Genomic DNA, 16,187 nt, shown 5'->3' with positions numbered 1-16,187 from the left:
TGTGGTAAGAAAACGCGTCACCATAAGAAACCACACCGCTGAGGCAAACCTGTTTGCCCGGCGAGCCCTGATCACCTTTCTCGGGGTGATCGCGCTATTAATGGTGCTTTTGAGTAACGTCTACCAATTAGAAATTAACTCCTACGAACAATACAAAACCCGTTCGAACGAAAACCGCATCAAACTTTTACCGGTTGCTCCCAATCGCGGTTTGATCTACGACAAAAACGGGGTTTTGCTGGCAGAAAACGTACCGGTATTCTCGTTATCAATAATCCCTGAACAGGTTGATGATATTGATGAAACCTTGACAGAGCTGGCCAGTCTCATTGACATCAGTGATGAGCAACTAGAAAGCTTTCGCAAAAGCATTCGCTCTAATCGTCGTTTTAAACCGGTCGAGTTGATCTCACGACTTGACGAAAAAGAAGTGGCCAAACTATCCGTTAATCAACACCTGTTTCCCGGTGTCATCGTTGATGCGCGTTTGAAGCGCTACTACCCGTTTGGCGATTTAACCACCCATAGCCTGGGTTATGTCGCAAGAATCAACCGCAACGATTTAACCAACCTTGAGCTGCAGGGCAAAGGTGAAAACTACAAAGCGACCCGGGATATCGGCAAGCTTGGTCTGGAAAAGTTTTATGAAGATCAGCTCCATGGCACCATAGGTCATCAGGAAGTAGAAGTGAATAACCAGGGTCGGATTCTTCGAACCCTGAACTACACCCCACCAATACCCGGTAACGATCTACATCTGACGCTGGATATCGAACTACAAATGATAGCCAAACGGGCATTAGATGGTAAACGCGGCGCTGTGGTTGCTCTTGATCCGCGCGATGGTGGTGTGTTGGCCCTTTACTCAAACCCAAGTTACGACGGCAATCTGTTTGTGCACGGGATTTCCAGTAAAGAATATAAGAAACTGCAAAATCGAAACCGCCCACTGATTAACCGGGCGACTAAGGGTACTTACCCGCCAGCATCGACGATAAAGCCGTTTTTAGGTCTTTTAGGATTAGATGAAAACCTGATTCACCAAGGCACAAAAATCTGGGATCCAGGTTTCTTTCAGTTAAAAAATGGCACAAGAAAATACCGTGACCATTTGCGCTGGGGTCATGGCTGGGTAAATTTAGATGAAGCCATCATGCGCTCCTGTAATACCTTCTTCTACGATCTCGCCTACAAACTCGGGGTCGACAGAATTTCTGACACTATGGCCAAATTTGGATTCGGTGAAAGCAGCGGATTAGATATCCATGAGGAAAGCCCGGCAATTTTACCTAGCCGAGGCTGGAAACGCGCCAGATATAATCAGCCTTGGTATCACGGCGATACGGTAAATATCGGTATCGGCCAGGGCTTCTGGACGGTAACACCTTTGCAATTAGCTCAGGCCACCTCAATTCTGGTTAATAAAGGCCAGGTAAAAGAGCCGCATTTTCTGGCGGCGACGAAATTATCGGCACCGAATATTACCGCTTCGGCGGAAACTATTATCGAAAATGACGAAAATCTTGACGGTGATAGTGAACTTGCACAACTATTAATCCCCTATGAGGTTAATGAGAAACCACCGATCGAGTTAGCTAATCCTGAGAACTGGGACATCGTCTTAAAGTCGATGCACAATACCGTACAAAAACCTATCGGAACCGGTTATAACGCGTTTTTAAATACCGATTATAATGCCGCTGGCAAGTCCGGTACCGGTGAAATCGTTGGTCTGGGTGAAGATGTAAAATACGATGCCAGCAAGATTGCCGAAGATAAACGGGATAATGCAATGTTTATCGCCTTTGCTCCGTACAAAAATCCGGAGATTGTGGTCGCGGTAGCAATCGAAAACGTTGCCACTGGTGGTGGTGGCTCCAATGCTGGTCCGGTAGCCAGGCAAATCATGGATCAGTATTTTTCAAATCGTAAACTGATTACCAATAACCAAGAATAAAAACGTAAAAGAGATACGGTCTGAAATTATGCAAGCGGTTACTGACGAACCTAAAAAGAAAACATTTTTCGAGCGCATACATATCGATTTTCCGCTGTTGGGACTGCTATTAGTATTAATGGCAGTAGGCCTTGCCGTTATTTACAGCGCTGGCGGTCAGGATACCGGTTTAGTTATCCGTCAAATCACTCGTCTTGGTATTGCTCTGGTAGCTATGTTTATCGTTGCGCAAATCCCGCCTGTGGTGTTTCAACGCTGGGCTGTGGTGGTATTTGTATTCGGCTTGGCAATGTTAGTCGCGGTGCTGCTATTTGGTCATGTGGGTAAAGGTGCGCAGCGCTGGTTAGATCTTGGTTTTATTAAGTTCCAACCATCAGAAATCATGAAACTTGTGGTGCCTATGACGGTCGCCTGGTTCATTAGTCAGTACAATTTGCCGGTTAAGATTCGTCATGTGTTGGTAGCCTTTGCGCTGGTAATAGTGCCGACGCTTTTAATCGCCAAACAACCAGATTTAGGTACATCATTGTTGATTGCCAGTTCAGGGATTTTCGTTATTTTTCTTGCCGGGGCAAGCTGGCGGCTGATTGGCATTTGCGTTGCCGGTGTGGTGGCATTCCTGCCAATACTTTGGTTTTACCTGATGCGTGATTACCAAAAGCAGCGGGTGCTTACTTTTCTCGATCCGGAGCAAGACCCATTAGGTGCCGGTTATCACATTATTCAGTCTAAAATAGCCATTGGTTCTGGCGGTCTCACCGGTAAAGGCTGGTTGCAAGGGACTCAGTCACAACTGGAATTTTTACCAGAGCGCCACACTGATTTTATTTTTGCGGTATTCAGTGAAGAATTCGGATTAATCGGTGTCATCGCCCTGCTCGCCCTTTATTTGTTGATTGTAATGCGCGGACTTTGGATATCGGTAATGGCTCAGGATGCCTTTACCAAATTACTGGCCGGTAGTATCACCTTGACCTTTTTCGTATACGTGTTCGTAAACATTGGTATGGTATCTGGGATCTTGCCGGTTGTCGGTGTGCCTTTGCCACTGATAAGTTACGGCGGAACGTCGATGGTAACTCTGATGATGGCCTTCGGGGTTTTAATGGGAATAAGTACTCATAGACGATTAATTTCCTGATCTAGACAGGACCATCGATAAAAATTACATTATAAAAAACTGCCCAAAGCGGCAAAGAGAACAATAACAATGACACAGACGATGAAGCATTCACGATTTCTTCTTATCTCGGCACTGGTCAGTGCGTTAGCGGCCTGTTCCTCTGCACCGCGGCCTGTCACCGGCGGTGATGAATATCAGCGTACCCGTTACAACCAAAAGCACGACTCTATTCCGACACGCCTGCCAGATCAAACGCAATTGCAGGAGCCTTTACCGCAAATCGTTGCAAAGAGTCGCGGTGGCAACAAAGATTACAAGGTGTTTGGCAAGTCCTATTCGGTGTTACCAAGTGCCGATAATTATGTAAAAGTGGGTATGGCGAGCTGGTATGGCAAAAAATTCCACGGTCATAAAACCTCGAATGGCGAGATCTATGACATGTATGGATTTAGTGCCGCTCATAAAACCCTGCCTATTCCCACCTATGCCCGGGTAACGAATCTTGCTAACAATAAATCGGTGATTGTTCGTATTAACGATCGAGGTCCATTCCACCACAATCGCATTATTGATTTGTCTTATAGCGCCGCATTTAAGCTGGATATGCTCCAGCAAGGTACGGCAAAAGTAAAAGTTGAAGCTATAACGGCCACTAACATTGCCCAGTTTACCAGCGCAAACGCCCAACCTGCCGTTGCCAGCAGACCAACGCCACTGGCGCCAATTACCAGTAATATCGCCAACAAGTACATCCATGTATTGGTTACCCGCGAAAAAGCGCTAGCGGAAAATACCGCTAAAGGCTTGAAATTCCTGCTTCAGGTACCCGTAAATTTGACCCAAAATAATGAACTTTATCGGGTGCAGATAGGACCAATAGATAACAGTTCTGAAGTAGATAGTGTTTTAAGCAACCTGCATCAACAAGGTTACCCGGAAGCCTACCCTACAACAGCCCTGAAATAGTGGCCTCTAGCCCCTATACCTTTGCTCTCAAACTGATATACTGTAGGGCAAATTTCGCGCTAATAACTGCCCTGCAGACGAATGTCTGCCGGCACTTTAGAAAAAAATCACAGGAAAACAATGACTAAGTCAGCTCAAAAATTGATATCTTTTATCAGTGGCATAGTTTTGGCCACGTCTTCATTGACCTCGACCGCAGCCACTATCATTCCCGATGCACCAAAAATTAACGCCGAAGGCTACATTTTACTGGATTTTGATACCGGTAAAATCATCACCGAAGGCAATGCAGATGTACAATTAGAGCCTGCCAGCCTCACCAAAATGATGACCAGCTACATCATAGGTAAAGAGATCCAGGCCGGTAACATCAATAAAACCGATTTAGTACCAATTAGTGAAAATGCCTGGGCCAAGAACTTCCCAGACTCTTCAAAAATGTTCATCGAAGTGGGTACCGAAGTTCCTGTTGATTTACTGAATCAAGGTATTATCGTGGCTTCAGGTAATGATGCCTGTGTAGCGATGGCCGAGCATATTGCTGGTAGTGAAAGTGCCTTCGCGGATTTGATGAACGCCCACTCTCAGCAATTACAGATGTTAGGCACTAACTTCCAGAACAGTCATGGACTAAGTGGTAACGAGCACTATACAACACCACGCGATATGGCAACTCTGGCAGCAGCACTGATTCGTGACGTGCCAGATGAGTATGCCTTGTACAAACAGAAATCTTTCACTTACAACAATATTAAGCAATATAACCGTAACTCTTTGTTATGGGATAAGAGCATGAATGTTGACGGTTTGAAAACCGGCCACCACTCTAAAGCCGGTTATAACCTGGTAACCTCAGCGACTAAAGGTGACATGCGTTTAATCTCTGTTGTTATGGGTGCTAAGAGTGAGCAAGCTCGTAAAATTGAGAGCAAAAAACTGCTTAACTACGGTTTCCGTTTCTTTGAAACTTACACCGCGTTTGAAGCGGGTGATACGTTTGCGACCAACCGTGTTTGGATGGGTGACCAGGAAGAAGTGGACTTAGGTATTATTACCGACGCAAAGATTACCATTCCTCGTGGCCAGCGTAAAAACCTGGAAGCAAACTTTGTTCTTGACCGTCAGTTGGAAGCGCCATTAAGCAAAGGCGAAGTTGTTGGCACCGTTACCCTTGAGCTAGAAGGTGAAACGGTAGCTGAGTACCCGTTAGTGACATTACAGGAAATTAATGAAGGCGGTATGTTCAGTCGCGCGGTTGATTATATCAAGCTTCAGTTTCAATAATTAATGACAGATATTGTTTATCTGAATGGCGAATTCATCGCCAAAGAACACGCAAAAATCTCGGTCCTTGACCGAGGTTTTTTGTTTGCGGACGGGGTTTATGAAGTCATTCCTGTGTATCGAAAGACCCCATTTCGCAGCAAACAACACTTAACTCGTCTGTTTGATTCCCTCAAGAAAATTGATTTGCCCTCCCCTTTTGATGAACAGCGTTGGCTAGACCTTATCGATGAGGTGGTTGCTCTTAATGTTGAGCACCTTGGCGAGAACCAATCAATTTATTTACAGGTAACCCGCGGCTCTGAACCATACAGACAGCACCAGGTAATGGCAAAGCCAAAACCTAGCGTATTGATCATGAGTTCAACACTCAAAGACTCGGCGCAAACATTAACGCCGCAGCGTGCTACCTTGATGGAAGATATCCGCTGGCTGCATTGTGATATCAAATCCATTGCCCTGCTGGCCAATACCTTACTGATAAACCGAGCCAAAGCTCAGGGCTTTGATGAGGCTATACTTTACCGTGATAACGAACTTACCGAAGGCGCAAGTTCAAATGTGTTTGTGGTGAAAAGCGACAAGATTTACACGCCGCCAAAAAGCCAGTTCATTCTTGGTGGTATTACCCGGGATTTAATTATCGAACTTTGTCTGCAACATGGGCTTGAAGTTTACCAACAACGTATCCATATAGAGGAATTGCCTGAGGCCGATGAAATCTGGATTTGCAGCTCTACCCGTGAGATTTCACCTATTGTTGCAATTGATGATAAAATAATCGGCTCAGGAGAAATTGGGCCGTTAACGACACGGATTTCCAGCGCCCTTCAGGATTTTAAATCCCAATTATTGTGACGTAAGTAGTATTTATTATGATGAAAACCAAATTTAACGAACTATTGGAATTCCCATGCGTGCTGAATTTCAAAGTCATGGGTGTTGCCGTTGATCATCTGCCGGATCTGGTTGTCGCTGTATTGCAAAATGACACCCCGGGCGATTATGCGCCGTCTATTAAGCCGAGCAGTAAAGGGACTTATCATTCAGTATCTGTGGCCGTAACCGTTACTAGCCAGGAACACATCGAGAAGTTGTATACGGAACTGTCCGCTATCGAAGAAGTTCGTTACGTATTGTAAGCATTGGTCTTTGGAATTAGAAAGATTATAATGCCGGCACTTAATTTCCCAGGAAGTAGACAGTGAGCCAACCTCTCGTAATACGCCAGTTAGACACCATGGACTATGAAACCGTGTGGCGGGCGATGCAAGATTACACCGATAATCGCGACGAACAGAGCCTTGACGAATTGTGGCTGGTAGAGCACCCGCCAGTATTCACCCAGGGCCAGGCCGGTAAAGAAGAACATTTGTTGATGCCCGGTGATATTCCTGTGGTCAAGGTTGACCGTGGTGGTCAGGTAACCTATCACGGTCCGGGACAGCAGGTAATATATTTTCTCATCGATTTAAAACGCCGTAAGCTCGGTGTTCGCGATTTAGTGACCATGATTGAAAACTCAATCATTAATATGTTGGCACAGTTTGATGTTGAAGCTTTTGCAAGACCTGACGCGCCTGGGGTTTATGTTGACGGTCGTAAGATTGCATCGTTAGGCCTGAGAGTGCGAAAAGGCTGCACTTTCCATGGTTTAGCCATCAACATCAATATGGATTTATCACCGTTTTTACGAATCAACCCATGTGGTTATGCCGGAATGGAAATGATTCAAACTGCCGATATTGGTGGTCCACAACAAGTGAGTGAGGCAGGTGTTGCCTTGGTATCAGAGATTCAACAATTATTGGCAACGCAAGACGTTCGCCATCAAACAGGATTAAACTAAGTTCATGAGCAAAGCAACGACTCGTGTGGCTCCGGGCACAAAATTACGTGACGCGGAAAAAATGGCGCACATTCCGATTCAGGTCATTCCTTCAGAGCGTGAAACCATGTTGCGCAAGCCGGATTGGCTAAAAATCAAATTGCCTCGTACCAGTGAAAACATCGATAAGGTGAAAGCGGGCTTACGTAAAGGCGGTTTGCACTCAGTTTGTGAAGAAGCTTCCTGCCCTAATCTGGCGGAATGTTTTAACCATGGTACCGCCACCTTTATGATCCTGGGTGACATCTGTACCCGCCGTTGTCCTTTCTGTGACGTTGGCCATGGTCGTCCGTTGGCACCGGATGCAGAAGAGCCGAAAAAACTGGCGATGACGTTAAAAGATATGGCGTTGAAATACGTGGTTATCACCTCAGTAGACCGTGATGATCTGCGCGATGGTGGGGCTCAACAATTTGCCGACTGTATTCGTGAAATCGACGAACATGCGCCGCACACCAAAGTCGAAATTCTGGTACCGGATTTCCGCGGTCGTATGGACAGAGCGTTAGAGATATTAAATTCGCATCCGCCACACGTATTCAACCACAATATGGAAACGGCGCCGCGCTTGTACAAAAAGGCTCGTCCGGGTGCAAACTATCAATGGTCATTGGATCTTTTGAAGAAGTTCGGCGAAGCCAATCCTGACGTTCCAACCAAATCAGGTTTGATGGTAGGTTTAGGTGAAACCAATGAAGAGATTCTTGAAGTGATGCGCGATTTACGTGCCCATGGTGTAACCATGCTGACCATAGGTCAGTACCTACAGCCCTCTAAGCATCACTTACCGGTTGAACGTTATGTTCACCCAGATGAGTTTGAAATGTTCCGTCAGGAAGCTGAAAAAATGGGCTTTGAACATGCAGCCTGTGGTCCACTGGTTCGCTCAAGCTACCATGCAGACAAGCAAGCGGCTGGTGAAGAAGTTAAATAATCGCTAGCTGTCGAAGTTCAAAGTATAAAAGGCACTGTTAACCAGTGCCTTTTTTGTATCTGGCTCAGGTAAATGTATTTAGGCAGTTGACTCGCTTTTGAGACTCACTTTTGGCGTGAATATCACAAATATCAGGCCTAGCATTGCCGCGACTGACGCTACCAGGAAGCTGGTTTCACCGGAACCGGATTGATTCCACAACCAACCAGTAACGATAGCACCTACCGCACCACCTACCCCATAGAAAAGCCCGTTGTACATTGCCTGTGCGCGGTTTTGCTGAGAGTGGCTGAAATAGCGCTGAAAAAATGCCATACAGGCGCAGTGATAAAGGGCAAAGCTAACCGCATGCATACTCATCGCAATTGCCAGAATAAGCGCATTATCGGCATATAAGGCGGTCAATAGCCAGCGAACCGAGGTTATCAAAAAGCAAAAGATGAAAATCGTATTTACCGACCATGCTTTGAAAAACAGATAGGCGCCATAGAACATCGCCAGTTCGACAACTATTGCTACGCCCATAAAAACGCCAACATAACTGGTATCAAAGCCAGCATCTCTGAGATAAAGCGCAAAGAAATTATAAAATGGTCCAAAGCTTATTTGCATTAATAAACCGGAGATCAAAAAGCAAATAAACCCAGGGTGGCGAATACGCTTCATTACCGACGTTTGTGGTTCAGACGATGGCGAAGTTACTGCAATGTTAGGATCACGATTGAGTGTTGATACCAAGGTCAATAACACCACCCAGAACATCGCCAGGTAAGGAAAGTATAAAGGTGAGGTTACGGAAAGAATTTCTCCAGAAGTCAGTGTCGCAACGATAAAGCCCAGGCTTCCCCATAAACGAATGCGGGCATAATTCTGACTCGCTCCCTGGATAGAGGTTAATGTAAGGACTTCCAATTGCGGTAAAATGCCATTGAAAAACAACATAAACAAAGAAAAAGTGAACAGCAACGGCCAGAAACCTTCGCTGACAAACACTAGGGTTAACGATGCTACCGTTAATATGCAGCCAAGTAAGATTATTCTCGATAAACGGCCACTTTTGTCGGCAATATGCGCCCAAAGCCCGGGACCGATAATTTTGGTGGCGGCAACAACTGCCAGGATTTCGCCAATTTGTAGTGCATCGAATCCTTTCGCATCCAGATACAGGGAAGCGAACGGCATGAATAGGCCAATCAGGGCAAAATAACAAAAAAAGCCACCGCTAAGGGTGGCATAGGTTTTTCGTCGAAGCGTCAATATACCAATCCACGTTGAAATGTGAGCTATTCAGAATGTCAGCCGAGGGAGTTCTACAAGGCGTTGATATTTAGGAATGGCCATTCCATTTCAAATATCGAGTACGCAGTAGAAATGCCTCTCGGGCATTCCCAGCTGGGCAAATATGAAATACCATTAATTCAATTTACCTTACTATATATCAATAATATTCGATGGTTTAATCAGTGAGCTTGTCATTTCGAATATTTGCTGAATGATCAATCTTTAATGTGGATTGGTATCACTCAATAACAGGTGTAGGACACTGAACGTCGGCATTTTGTGCTCGGTGTCTTAGCACATGATCCATCACGGTGATGGCCATCATGGCTTCGGCAATTGGTACCGCGCGAATACCGACACACGGGTCGTGACGACCACGGGTAATGATGTCTTTTGGGTTACCTTCGATATCAATGGTTTTCCCGGAAACACCGATACTGGAGGTTGGTTTTAGTGCTATGTTAGCCACTAAATCCTGTCCAGAAGAGATACCGCCCAGCACGCCGCCAGCCTGATTAGACAAAAAACCATCTGGTGTCATCTCGTCACGGTGCTCGCTACCACGTTGATTTACGACATCAAAGCCTGAGCCTATTTCAATACCTTTTACCGCATTAATGCTCATCAAGCTATGCGCCAAATCGGCATCCAGGCGATCAAATACCGGTTCACCCAAGCCCACTGGCATGCCTGTTGCGACAACTTTAACCGCGGCGCCGATAGAATCTTTCTCTCGTAAAATGCCACGGATCAATTCATCCAAAGCATCCAGTTTTGACGCATCAGGGAAAAAGAATGGGTTAAGTTCAACTTGCTGCCAGTCATAGTTCTCGGCTTTTATATCACCAATCTGGCTAACACAGGCGCGGATTTCAACACCAAACTTCTGTGCCAGATACTTCTTGGCAATGCTGCCCGCAGCAACGCGCATCGCTGTCTCACGCGCCGACGAGCGGCCGCCGCCACGATAATCGCGAATGCCATATTTTTGCCAATAGGTGTAATCGGCATGGCCGGGGCGGAAACTGTTAGCGATTTCGCTGTAATCTTTCGAGCGTTGATCGGTATTTTCAATCATTAAACCAATCGGCGTACCTGTGGTTTTACCCTCAAACACACCCGATAGAATTTTTACCTGATCCGCTTCGCGTCTGGCTGTTGTGTATCGAGAGGTGCCCGGTTTGCGACGGTCCAAATCCCGTTGTAAATCTTCTTCTGTTATTTCCAGTCCTGGAGGACAACCATCAATGATCGCGCCGAGCGCCAAACCATGACTTTCACCAAAGGTGGTGACCTTGAATAACTGCCCTATCGAATTTCCCGCCATAATTACCCTACTACCTTACTATCCAATGTTTCCTTAAATTCAACTAATTGCGCTTTGGTAATTGCAAAAACTCCTAAACCACCCAGCTCAAAGTCGAGCCATTGAAATGGTACGTCCGGATATTCCTCGATTACATGAACCATAGAGTTTCCGACTTCGCAGATTAACATACCATCATCATTTAAAAACTGGGCACTTTGCGCCAATATTTTTCTTACTAAATCCAAACCATCATGCCCGCAGCCAAGGCCCATTTCCGGCTCATGGTGAAATTCGTCTGGCATATCGGCGATATCTTCATCATCGACATACGGTGGGTTAGTTACAATCAAGTCGTATTTTGCGCCAGCAACACCGGCAAACAAATCCGACTGGATCAGAGATACGCTATGCTCTAACTGGTGATTTTCAACATTGATCGCCGCAACATCCAAGGCATCGGTCGATAAATCAACCGCATCAACCTCAGCTTCAGGGAATTGATACGCACAGGCAATGGCAATACAGGCACTACCAGTACACAAATCTAAAATTCGATTCGGAGCGTGTGCTAACTGTTCGCTGAAACGATTCTGAATTAGCTCGCCAATTGGAGAACGCGGCACCAGTACCCGCTCATCCACATAAAATGGTAATCCCGCAAAGTAAGCCTGATGAGTGATATAGGCTGCGGGGATTCGCTCATCGGCGCGTCTTAAAATCAATTCAATGATGCTAAGTTTTTCTGTACGTGTTAGTCGAGCCGTAAGCAGTGACTCGTCTTTATGTGGAGGCAGGTTCAGGGCAAAGCAAATTAACGTAAAGGCTTCGTCCCATGGGTTATCGGTTCCATGACCATAAAACAAGTCAACTTCATTGAAACGACTGACACTCCATCGCAACATATCCTGAATGGTCTTTAAGTCTTCAACCACTTCATTGACTTTAATTTCTAACACACAAAACTCCAAAATTGGTGACTTTCGGAAAAATTTGTCACCCAAAAACAAACCTAACTATTTTCTCGTCAATCGCTATCAACTAGAATAGCCAGATGAAATCTAAAACTCCCCTTAACCAAGACGATAAAGCGCTTTTTGAACAAGCCATGGGTTCCGTGAAACCCATCTCACAGGATAAGGTAAATTTAAAACAACCTACGCAATCGCAAAAGAAGCAACAAAGCCAACGTTTACGCTTTGAAAAACAACAATTTCATTTTTCCGATGAATTTGAGCCCCAGCTACCAAGCACGGGACCGATGAAATATGTTCGGGAAGATGCCGACAGCTTTGAAGCCAAGCTATTACGTCGTGGAGAATATACTCCGGAGCTTATTTTAGACCTGCATGGCCTCAAACAACAAGAGTCAAAACAAGAAATTGCTGCTTTATTAGCGAGTTGTATCAAACAACATGTGAAATGTGCCTGTATTATCCATGGAATTGGCAATCGGGTACTGAAAACTAAGGTACCACATTGGTTAGTTCAACACCCTGCAGTGCTGGCATTTCATCAGGCACCGCTGGAATGGGGTGGAATGGGAGCGTTATTAGTGCTGCTTGATTTACCGGACGACCCTTTCAGCAAATAACGCTGATACAGCAGCGCGCTTAAGCGCTCTAAATCGCAATAACGCACACTAGCAAAAATCGTCCGGGGTATAAATTCCTAAGAAATTTCCTTTCATTTGCTCAACGTCATAGTCAATTTCGGCAATCGCCGCAGTGGCAAACACTGGTGTACTGCGTTCCAGGCTGAGCTCAGCGGTAAGATAACTTACCAGAGGCATGTGCGAGACAATCAAAATATTTTCCCAGCGTTCAAGGCTTAGAGTGCCATCAAGATAATCATGGCAATCGGTTGCCGAACCAGACGGGGTCAACATCGACAGCGTTTGCAATGACAATTCACCACCTAGCTTTTCATTCATAAGTGCAGCGGTTTGCTGAGTTCGGACATAAGGACTGACGAGAATCGCATCGACAGTTACCGATTTTTTGGTTAGCCAGCGCGCCATAACTTCGGCTTCCAGAGCGCCGAGCTGGGTGAGCTTACGAGACATATCGGATTCGGACTGCAACTCGGCTTCGCCATGTCGCATGATAAATATCTTCATTGAAATAATACCAATTCCATTAAATTTTTGCACAGCTCAGAGTTAGGGCAGAGGTGCAGTTGCAACATAGATTTCATTGATATAGTCATTCTATATTACTGAAATCTAGGGCCGCAAATGAGCCTCTGGTGAACTCCCTACGGGTGAGTTTTAAAGGCGTTTATACTACGTTACTGATTTTGAAAATGGAGCGACCATTCTCTGCAATCAAGGCCTTGCCTAAAAGCCTTTAAATTCTCACTGAGCGAGTAAACACTTAGTGGCATTGGTATAAAGTCTTTATTTCTCTTTTTCATCGATGATACTAGCACCAAAATTTAACAAGTCATACCGTTTAACCGCCCTAATTACGAAATTGTTACGATTGTCAGTTTCGTGAATTTCGGTTCAATCCAGGATCAACGATTTTTTTCAATCAACCTAATCAAAAATAGTCACGAGTAGGCCCGATAATATCTTCTATAGTTAAGCTGACTACTTTGTACTTTTATTAGTTGTACTTTCGTTACTTGTTTAAATGGAGGCATTATGTCTTTAAAAGATTCAAAAACGGAACAAAATCTCAAGGATGCCTTTGCGGGTGAGTCACAGGCGAATCGTCGCTATCTCTATTTTGCTTCTAAAGCCGATGTCGAAGGTTACAACGATGTCGCAGCCGTCTTCCGCTCGACCGCTGAAGGTGAAACCGGCCATGCTCATGGCCATCTTGAATATCTTGAAGAAACTGGCGACCCGGCCACCGGCCTGCCGTTCGGGGGTACTGAAGCCAACCTGAAAACTGCGATTGCCGGTGAGACTCACGAATATACCGACATGTATCCGGGCATGGCGAAGACCGCCCGTGATGAAGGTTTTGATGAAATTGCAGACTGGTTTGAAACGCTTGCCAAAGCAGAGCGTAGTCATGCCAATCGCTTCCAGAAAGCCCTGGACAATTTAGACCAGTAACCTTACGTCCCCTCATCCTTCTCTTTAACGGAGAAGGATGCTCTTAGCCTATTTGCGAGAGTCAAACCATGAGCGAAAACAGAAACCGGGAAGGGAGTCTTGAAGCCCCTACCCGACATCCTATCGACTGGCAATCCGAAGATTACTGGAACAAAGACAGCCTCAACAAAGAGCTTGAGCGGGTCTATGACATTTGCCACGGGTGCCGCCGTTGTGTAAGTCTTTGCGATGCATTTCCAACGTTATTCGATTTGGTAGACGAATCCGAGACGATGGAAGTCGATGGTGTCAGTACCGACGATTATCACAAAGTGGTAGAGCAATGTTACCTGTGTGATATGTGCTACATGAGCAAATGTCCGTACGTGCCTCCGCACGAATGGAATGTCGATTTTCCTCATTTGATGCTAAGAGCAAAAGCAATTCATTTTAAAGAGCAAGGTGCTAGCAAAAGAGACAGTATTATTACCAACACCGATATGGTTGCAAAAATGGGCACCATTCCGGTCGTTGACGTTACCATCAACAAGCTTAATAAAAGTGAAGGCTTTCGAAAAACCCTGGAAAAATCGTTTGGCGTCCATCACAAAGCGCCATTGCCAGAATTTTCATCGAATACTTTGCGCAAACAAGCAGGTAAAGTGATTGAACCTCAGCGTGTGGAAGAGCTTGGCAGAACCAAAGGTAAAGTAGCGCTGTTTACCAGTTGTTATGGCAACAGTTATGACGCGCAAACCGGGTTAGACTTGATCAAGGTATTCCAGCACAACAACATTCAGGTGGAGTTGACGCCGAGTGAAGTATGCTGTGGCATGCCAAAACTGGAACTGGGCGATTTAGATGCCGTACACAAAGCCAAACAAAGCAATATTGCTATGCTGCATGATTTGGTCATGAGAGGCTACGACCTGACGTCTACCATCCCCTCTTGCGTTCTAATGTTCAAACAAGAGATCCCCTTGATGTATCCCGATGATGAGCAGGTTCAAGCGGTGAAAGAGGCCTTCTTTGATCCGTTTGAATACCTGTTCCTACGCCACAAACAAGGGGCTTTCAATACCGAATTTAGTAAAGATTTAGGTGACATCACCTATCAGGTAGCCTGTCATTTGCGGGTGCAGAATATCGGCCTGAAAACCCGGGATATTTTGTCGATGATCCCCAATACTCAGGTGCACGTTCAAGAACGTTGCTCAGGTCATGATGGTACCTACGCGGTGAAAGCGGAATCTTATGATAAGTCAGTAAAAATAGCGCGACCAGTGGTGCGCAAAGTCGACCAGGTTAAGCCTGCATATCACGCCAGCGACTGCCCGATGGCTAGCAAACAAATAGTTCATCTGGCGGAATCGGTAGACACCGCAAGTCACCCGATGACCCTATTGCGAATGGCATACGGGTTAGATTGATACCAATTCCGCTAAGTTTGTGCACAACTCAGAGTTAGGGCAGAGGTTCAGTTACAACATAGATTTTATTGATATAGTCATTCTATATTAATGAAATATAGGGCCGTAAATGGGCCTCTCACTAACTCCCTACGGGTGACTTTTAAAGGCGTTTATCCCGCGTTACTGATTTTGGCCGACTTTGAGATAATGGAATAACCATTCTCTGCAAACAAAGCCTTGTCTAAAAGCCTTTAAATTCTCACTGAGTGAGCAATAATTTAATGGGATTGGTATAAGGAGCAAATTATGGAAAAGTTAGACAGACAACAGCTTTGGTCGTTAGAAGACTACGCGCAGTTTCGACCAGCATTTCGCAATGAGGTAATGGCTCATAAGAAAAACCGGCAACTGACACTTGCAGAACATATAAGAATTTTGTTTGAAGATAGAAAAACTATCCAATATCAGATCCAGGAAATGTTGCGCATTGAACGGATATTTGAAGCGACCGGTATAAACGAAGAGCTTGAAGCATATAACCCGTTAATTCCTGACGGCTCCAACCTTAAAGCAACATTACTAATCGAATACGATGATGTGACAGAACGAAAGGCGCAATTAGCAAAGCTTTTGAATATTGAAAAGGCCGTGTATCTACAGGTGGGAAATTTTGAAAAAGTCCACCCAATTTGCAATGAAGACCTTGATCGGCAAACCGATGAGAAGACGTCATCAGTGCATTTCCTTCGCTTTGAATTTAGCCGTGCGATGATCACCGCCTGGTTCCAAGGCGAGCCAGTGTTTGTGGGTGTCGAGCACGCCAACTACCCACGGGTGCACGAGGCCCTCGCTGACAACGTCAGAGGGGCGTTACAGGAGGACTTCGATCCCCCAGCCCTAAAACACTAAAATACTGGAACACTGAAATACTAACACACCAACAGCCATCAACGACCTTGAGAATGAGTTCTATAGCGCGTTTTTAGAACT

The 16,187-nt window shown here is 45.4% G+C and carries 16 protein-coding genes; 12 read left to right on the top strand and 4 right to left on the bottom strand.

Translation table 11 applies throughout. The features are described 5' to 3' along the window. Position 1 precedes the first annotated feature (1 nt). From mrdA to lipA, 8 genes are all read left to right on the top strand, one after another. The gene (gene mrdA / locus FNC98_RS05445) at positions 2 to 1,957 is read left to right on the top strand and encodes a penicillin-binding protein 2 (protein WP_143580300.1); all 1,956 of its coding nucleotides are present in this window, start codon (positions 2 to 4) and stop codon (positions 1,955 to 1,957) included. A 28-nt stretch (positions 1,958 to 1,985) separates the two neighbouring features. Further along, positions 1,986 to 3,098, top strand: coding sequence for a rod shape-determining protein RodA (rodA, locus tag FNC98_RS05440; RefSeq protein WP_143580299.1), 1,113 nt, complete (start codon positions 1,986 to 1,988; stop codon positions 3,096 to 3,098). 69 nt (positions 3,099 to 3,167) lie between these two features. After that, a complete protein-coding gene (locus FNC98_RS05435) occupies positions 3,168 to 4,046 on the top strand; it encodes a septal ring lytic transglycosylase RlpA family protein (protein ID WP_143580298.1) in 879 nt (292 codons plus the stop codon). A 120-nt stretch (positions 4,047 to 4,166) separates the two neighbouring features. Beyond that, complete coding sequence (locus tag FNC98_RS05430) at positions 4,167 to 5,330, top strand: serine hydrolase (protein WP_143580297.1); 1,164 nt, start codon at positions 4,167 to 4,169, stop codon at positions 5,328 to 5,330. 3 nt (positions 5,331 to 5,333) lie between these two features. Beyond that, positions 5,334 to 6,188: an aminotransferase class IV gene (locus tag FNC98_RS05425; protein ID WP_143580296.1), complete on the top strand. Its 855-nt coding sequence runs from the start codon at positions 5,334 to 5,336 to the stop codon at positions 6,186 to 6,188. Between the two features lie 17 nt (positions 6,189 to 6,205). After that, the gene (gene ybeD, locus FNC98_RS05420; protein WP_185968075.1) at positions 6,206 to 6,472 is read left to right on the top strand and encodes a DUF493 family protein YbeD; all 267 of its coding nucleotides are present in this window, start codon (positions 6,206 to 6,208) and stop codon (positions 6,470 to 6,472) included. Positions 6,473 to 6,570: 98 nt separating this feature from the next. Further along, complete coding sequence (gene lipB / locus FNC98_RS05415; protein ID WP_144035468.1) at positions 6,571 to 7,179, top strand: lipoyl(octanoyl) transferase LipB; 609 nt, start codon at positions 6,571 to 6,573, stop codon at positions 7,177 to 7,179. Positions 7,180 to 7,183: 4 nt separating this feature from the next. Further along, positions 7,184 to 8,152, top strand: coding sequence for a lipoyl synthase (gene lipA, locus FNC98_RS05410; RefSeq protein ID WP_143580295.1), 969 nt, complete (start codon positions 7,184 to 7,186; stop codon positions 8,150 to 8,152). Positions 8,153 to 8,230: 78 nt separating this feature from the next. Here the strand turns inward: lipA and FNC98_RS05405 are convergent, their stop codons facing one another. The 3 genes from FNC98_RS05405 to prmB form a co-directional block, all read right to left on the bottom strand. Further along, positions 8,231 to 9,409: an MFS transporter gene (locus FNC98_RS05405; protein ID WP_185968074.1), complete on the bottom strand. Its 1,179-nt coding sequence runs from the start codon at positions 9,407 to 9,409 to the stop codon at positions 8,231 to 8,233. Positions 9,410 to 9,671: 262 nt separating this feature from the next. Further along, on the bottom strand, positions 9,672 to 10,760 hold the full coding sequence (aroC, locus tag FNC98_RS05400) for a chorismate synthase (RefSeq protein WP_143580293.1): 1,089 nt from the start codon (positions 10,758 to 10,760) through the stop codon (positions 9,672 to 9,674). Between the two features lie 2 nt (positions 10,761 to 10,762). Beyond that, positions 10,763 to 11,698, bottom strand: coding sequence for a 50S ribosomal protein L3 N(5)-glutamine methyltransferase (gene prmB / locus FNC98_RS05395; RefSeq protein WP_143580292.1), 936 nt, complete (start codon positions 11,696 to 11,698; stop codon positions 10,763 to 10,765). Positions 11,699 to 11,793: 95 nt separating this feature from the next. Between prmB and smrB the strand changes: the two genes are divergently transcribed. Beyond that, positions 11,794 to 12,333: an endonuclease SmrB gene (smrB, locus tag FNC98_RS05390; protein ID WP_143580291.1), complete on the top strand. Its 540-nt coding sequence runs from the start codon at positions 11,794 to 11,796 to the stop codon at positions 12,331 to 12,333. Between the two features lie 48 nt (positions 12,334 to 12,381). Here smrB and sixA read toward each other — a convergent pair whose 3' ends face one another. Next, on the bottom strand, positions 12,382 to 12,858 hold the full coding sequence (gene sixA, locus FNC98_RS05385) for a phosphohistidine phosphatase SixA (protein ID WP_143580290.1): 477 nt from the start codon (positions 12,856 to 12,858) through the stop codon (positions 12,382 to 12,384). Positions 12,859 to 13,386: 528 nt separating this feature from the next. Between sixA and FNC98_RS05380 the strand changes: the two genes are divergently transcribed. The 3 genes from FNC98_RS05380 to FNC98_RS05370 all read left to right on the top strand — a co-directional run bounded on the left by FNC98_RS05380 (position 13,387) and on the right by FNC98_RS05370 (position 16,106). After that, positions 13,387 to 13,806, top strand: coding sequence for a rubrerythrin family protein (locus tag FNC98_RS05380; RefSeq protein ID WP_143580289.1), 420 nt, complete (start codon positions 13,387 to 13,389; stop codon positions 13,804 to 13,806). A 68-nt stretch (positions 13,807 to 13,874) separates the two neighbouring features. After that, positions 13,875 to 15,215 carry a heterodisulfide reductase-related iron-sulfur binding cluster gene (locus tag FNC98_RS05375; protein WP_143580288.1) on the top strand — a complete coding sequence of 447 codons (1,341 nt, stop codon included), beginning with the start codon at positions 13,875 to 13,877 and terminating at the stop codon, positions 15,213 to 15,215. A 288-nt stretch (positions 15,216 to 15,503) separates the two neighbouring features. Further along, complete coding sequence (locus FNC98_RS05370) at positions 15,504 to 16,106, top strand: DUF3501 family protein (protein ID WP_143580287.1); 603 nt, start codon at positions 15,504 to 15,506, stop codon at positions 16,104 to 16,106. The last annotated feature ends 81 nt before the right edge of the window (positions 16,107 to 16,187 follow it).

Source organism: Thalassotalea sp. PS06 (genome assembly GCF_007197775.1).
Taxonomy (GTDB): domain Bacteria; phylum Pseudomonadota; class Gammaproteobacteria; order Enterobacterales; family Alteromonadaceae; genus Thalassotalea_A.
This window is presented reverse-complemented; position numbering and strand designations above follow the sequence as displayed.

Coding starts and splice junctions, on each gene's coding strand:
- rodA (WP_143580299.1), top strand. CDS start 1,986: ATGCAAGCGGTTACTGACGAACCTAAAAAGAAAACATTTTTCGAGCGC.
- FNC98_RS05435 (WP_143580298.1), top strand. CDS start 3,168: ATGACACAGACGATGAAGCATTCACGATTTCTTCTTATCTCGGCACTG.
- FNC98_RS05430 (WP_143580297.1), top strand. CDS start 4,167: ATGACTAAGTCAGCTCAAAAATTGATATCTTTTATCAGTGGCATAGTT.
- FNC98_RS05425 (WP_143580296.1), top strand. CDS start 5,334: ATGACAGATATTGTTTATCTGAATGGCGAATTCATCGCCAAAGAACAC.
- ybeD (WP_185968075.1), top strand. CDS start 6,206: ATGATGAAAACCAAATTTAACGAACTATTGGAATTCCCATGCGTGCTG.
- lipB (WP_144035468.1), top strand. CDS start 6,571: ATGGACTATGAAACCGTGTGGCGGGCGATGCAAGATTACACCGATAAT.
- lipA (WP_143580295.1), top strand. CDS start 7,184: ATGAGCAAAGCAACGACTCGTGTGGCTCCGGGCACAAAATTACGTGAC.
- aroC (WP_143580293.1), bottom strand. CDS start 10,760: ATGGCGGGAAATTCGATAGGGCAGTTATTCAAGGTCACCACCTTTGGT.
- smrB (WP_143580291.1), top strand. CDS start 11,794: ATGAAATCTAAAACTCCCCTTAACCAAGACGATAAAGCGCTTTTTGAA.
- sixA (WP_143580290.1), bottom strand. CDS start 12,858: ATGAAGATATTTATCATGCGACATGGCGAAGCCGAGTTGCAGTCCGAA.
- FNC98_RS05380 (WP_143580289.1), top strand. CDS start 13,387: ATGTCTTTAAAAGATTCAAAAACGGAACAAAATCTCAAGGATGCCTTT.
- FNC98_RS05375 (WP_143580288.1), top strand. CDS start 13,875: ATGAGCGAAAACAGAAACCGGGAAGGGAGTCTTGAAGCCCCTACCCGA.
- FNC98_RS05370 (WP_143580287.1), top strand. CDS start 15,504: ATGGAAAAGTTAGACAGACAACAGCTTTGGTCGTTAGAAGACTACGCG.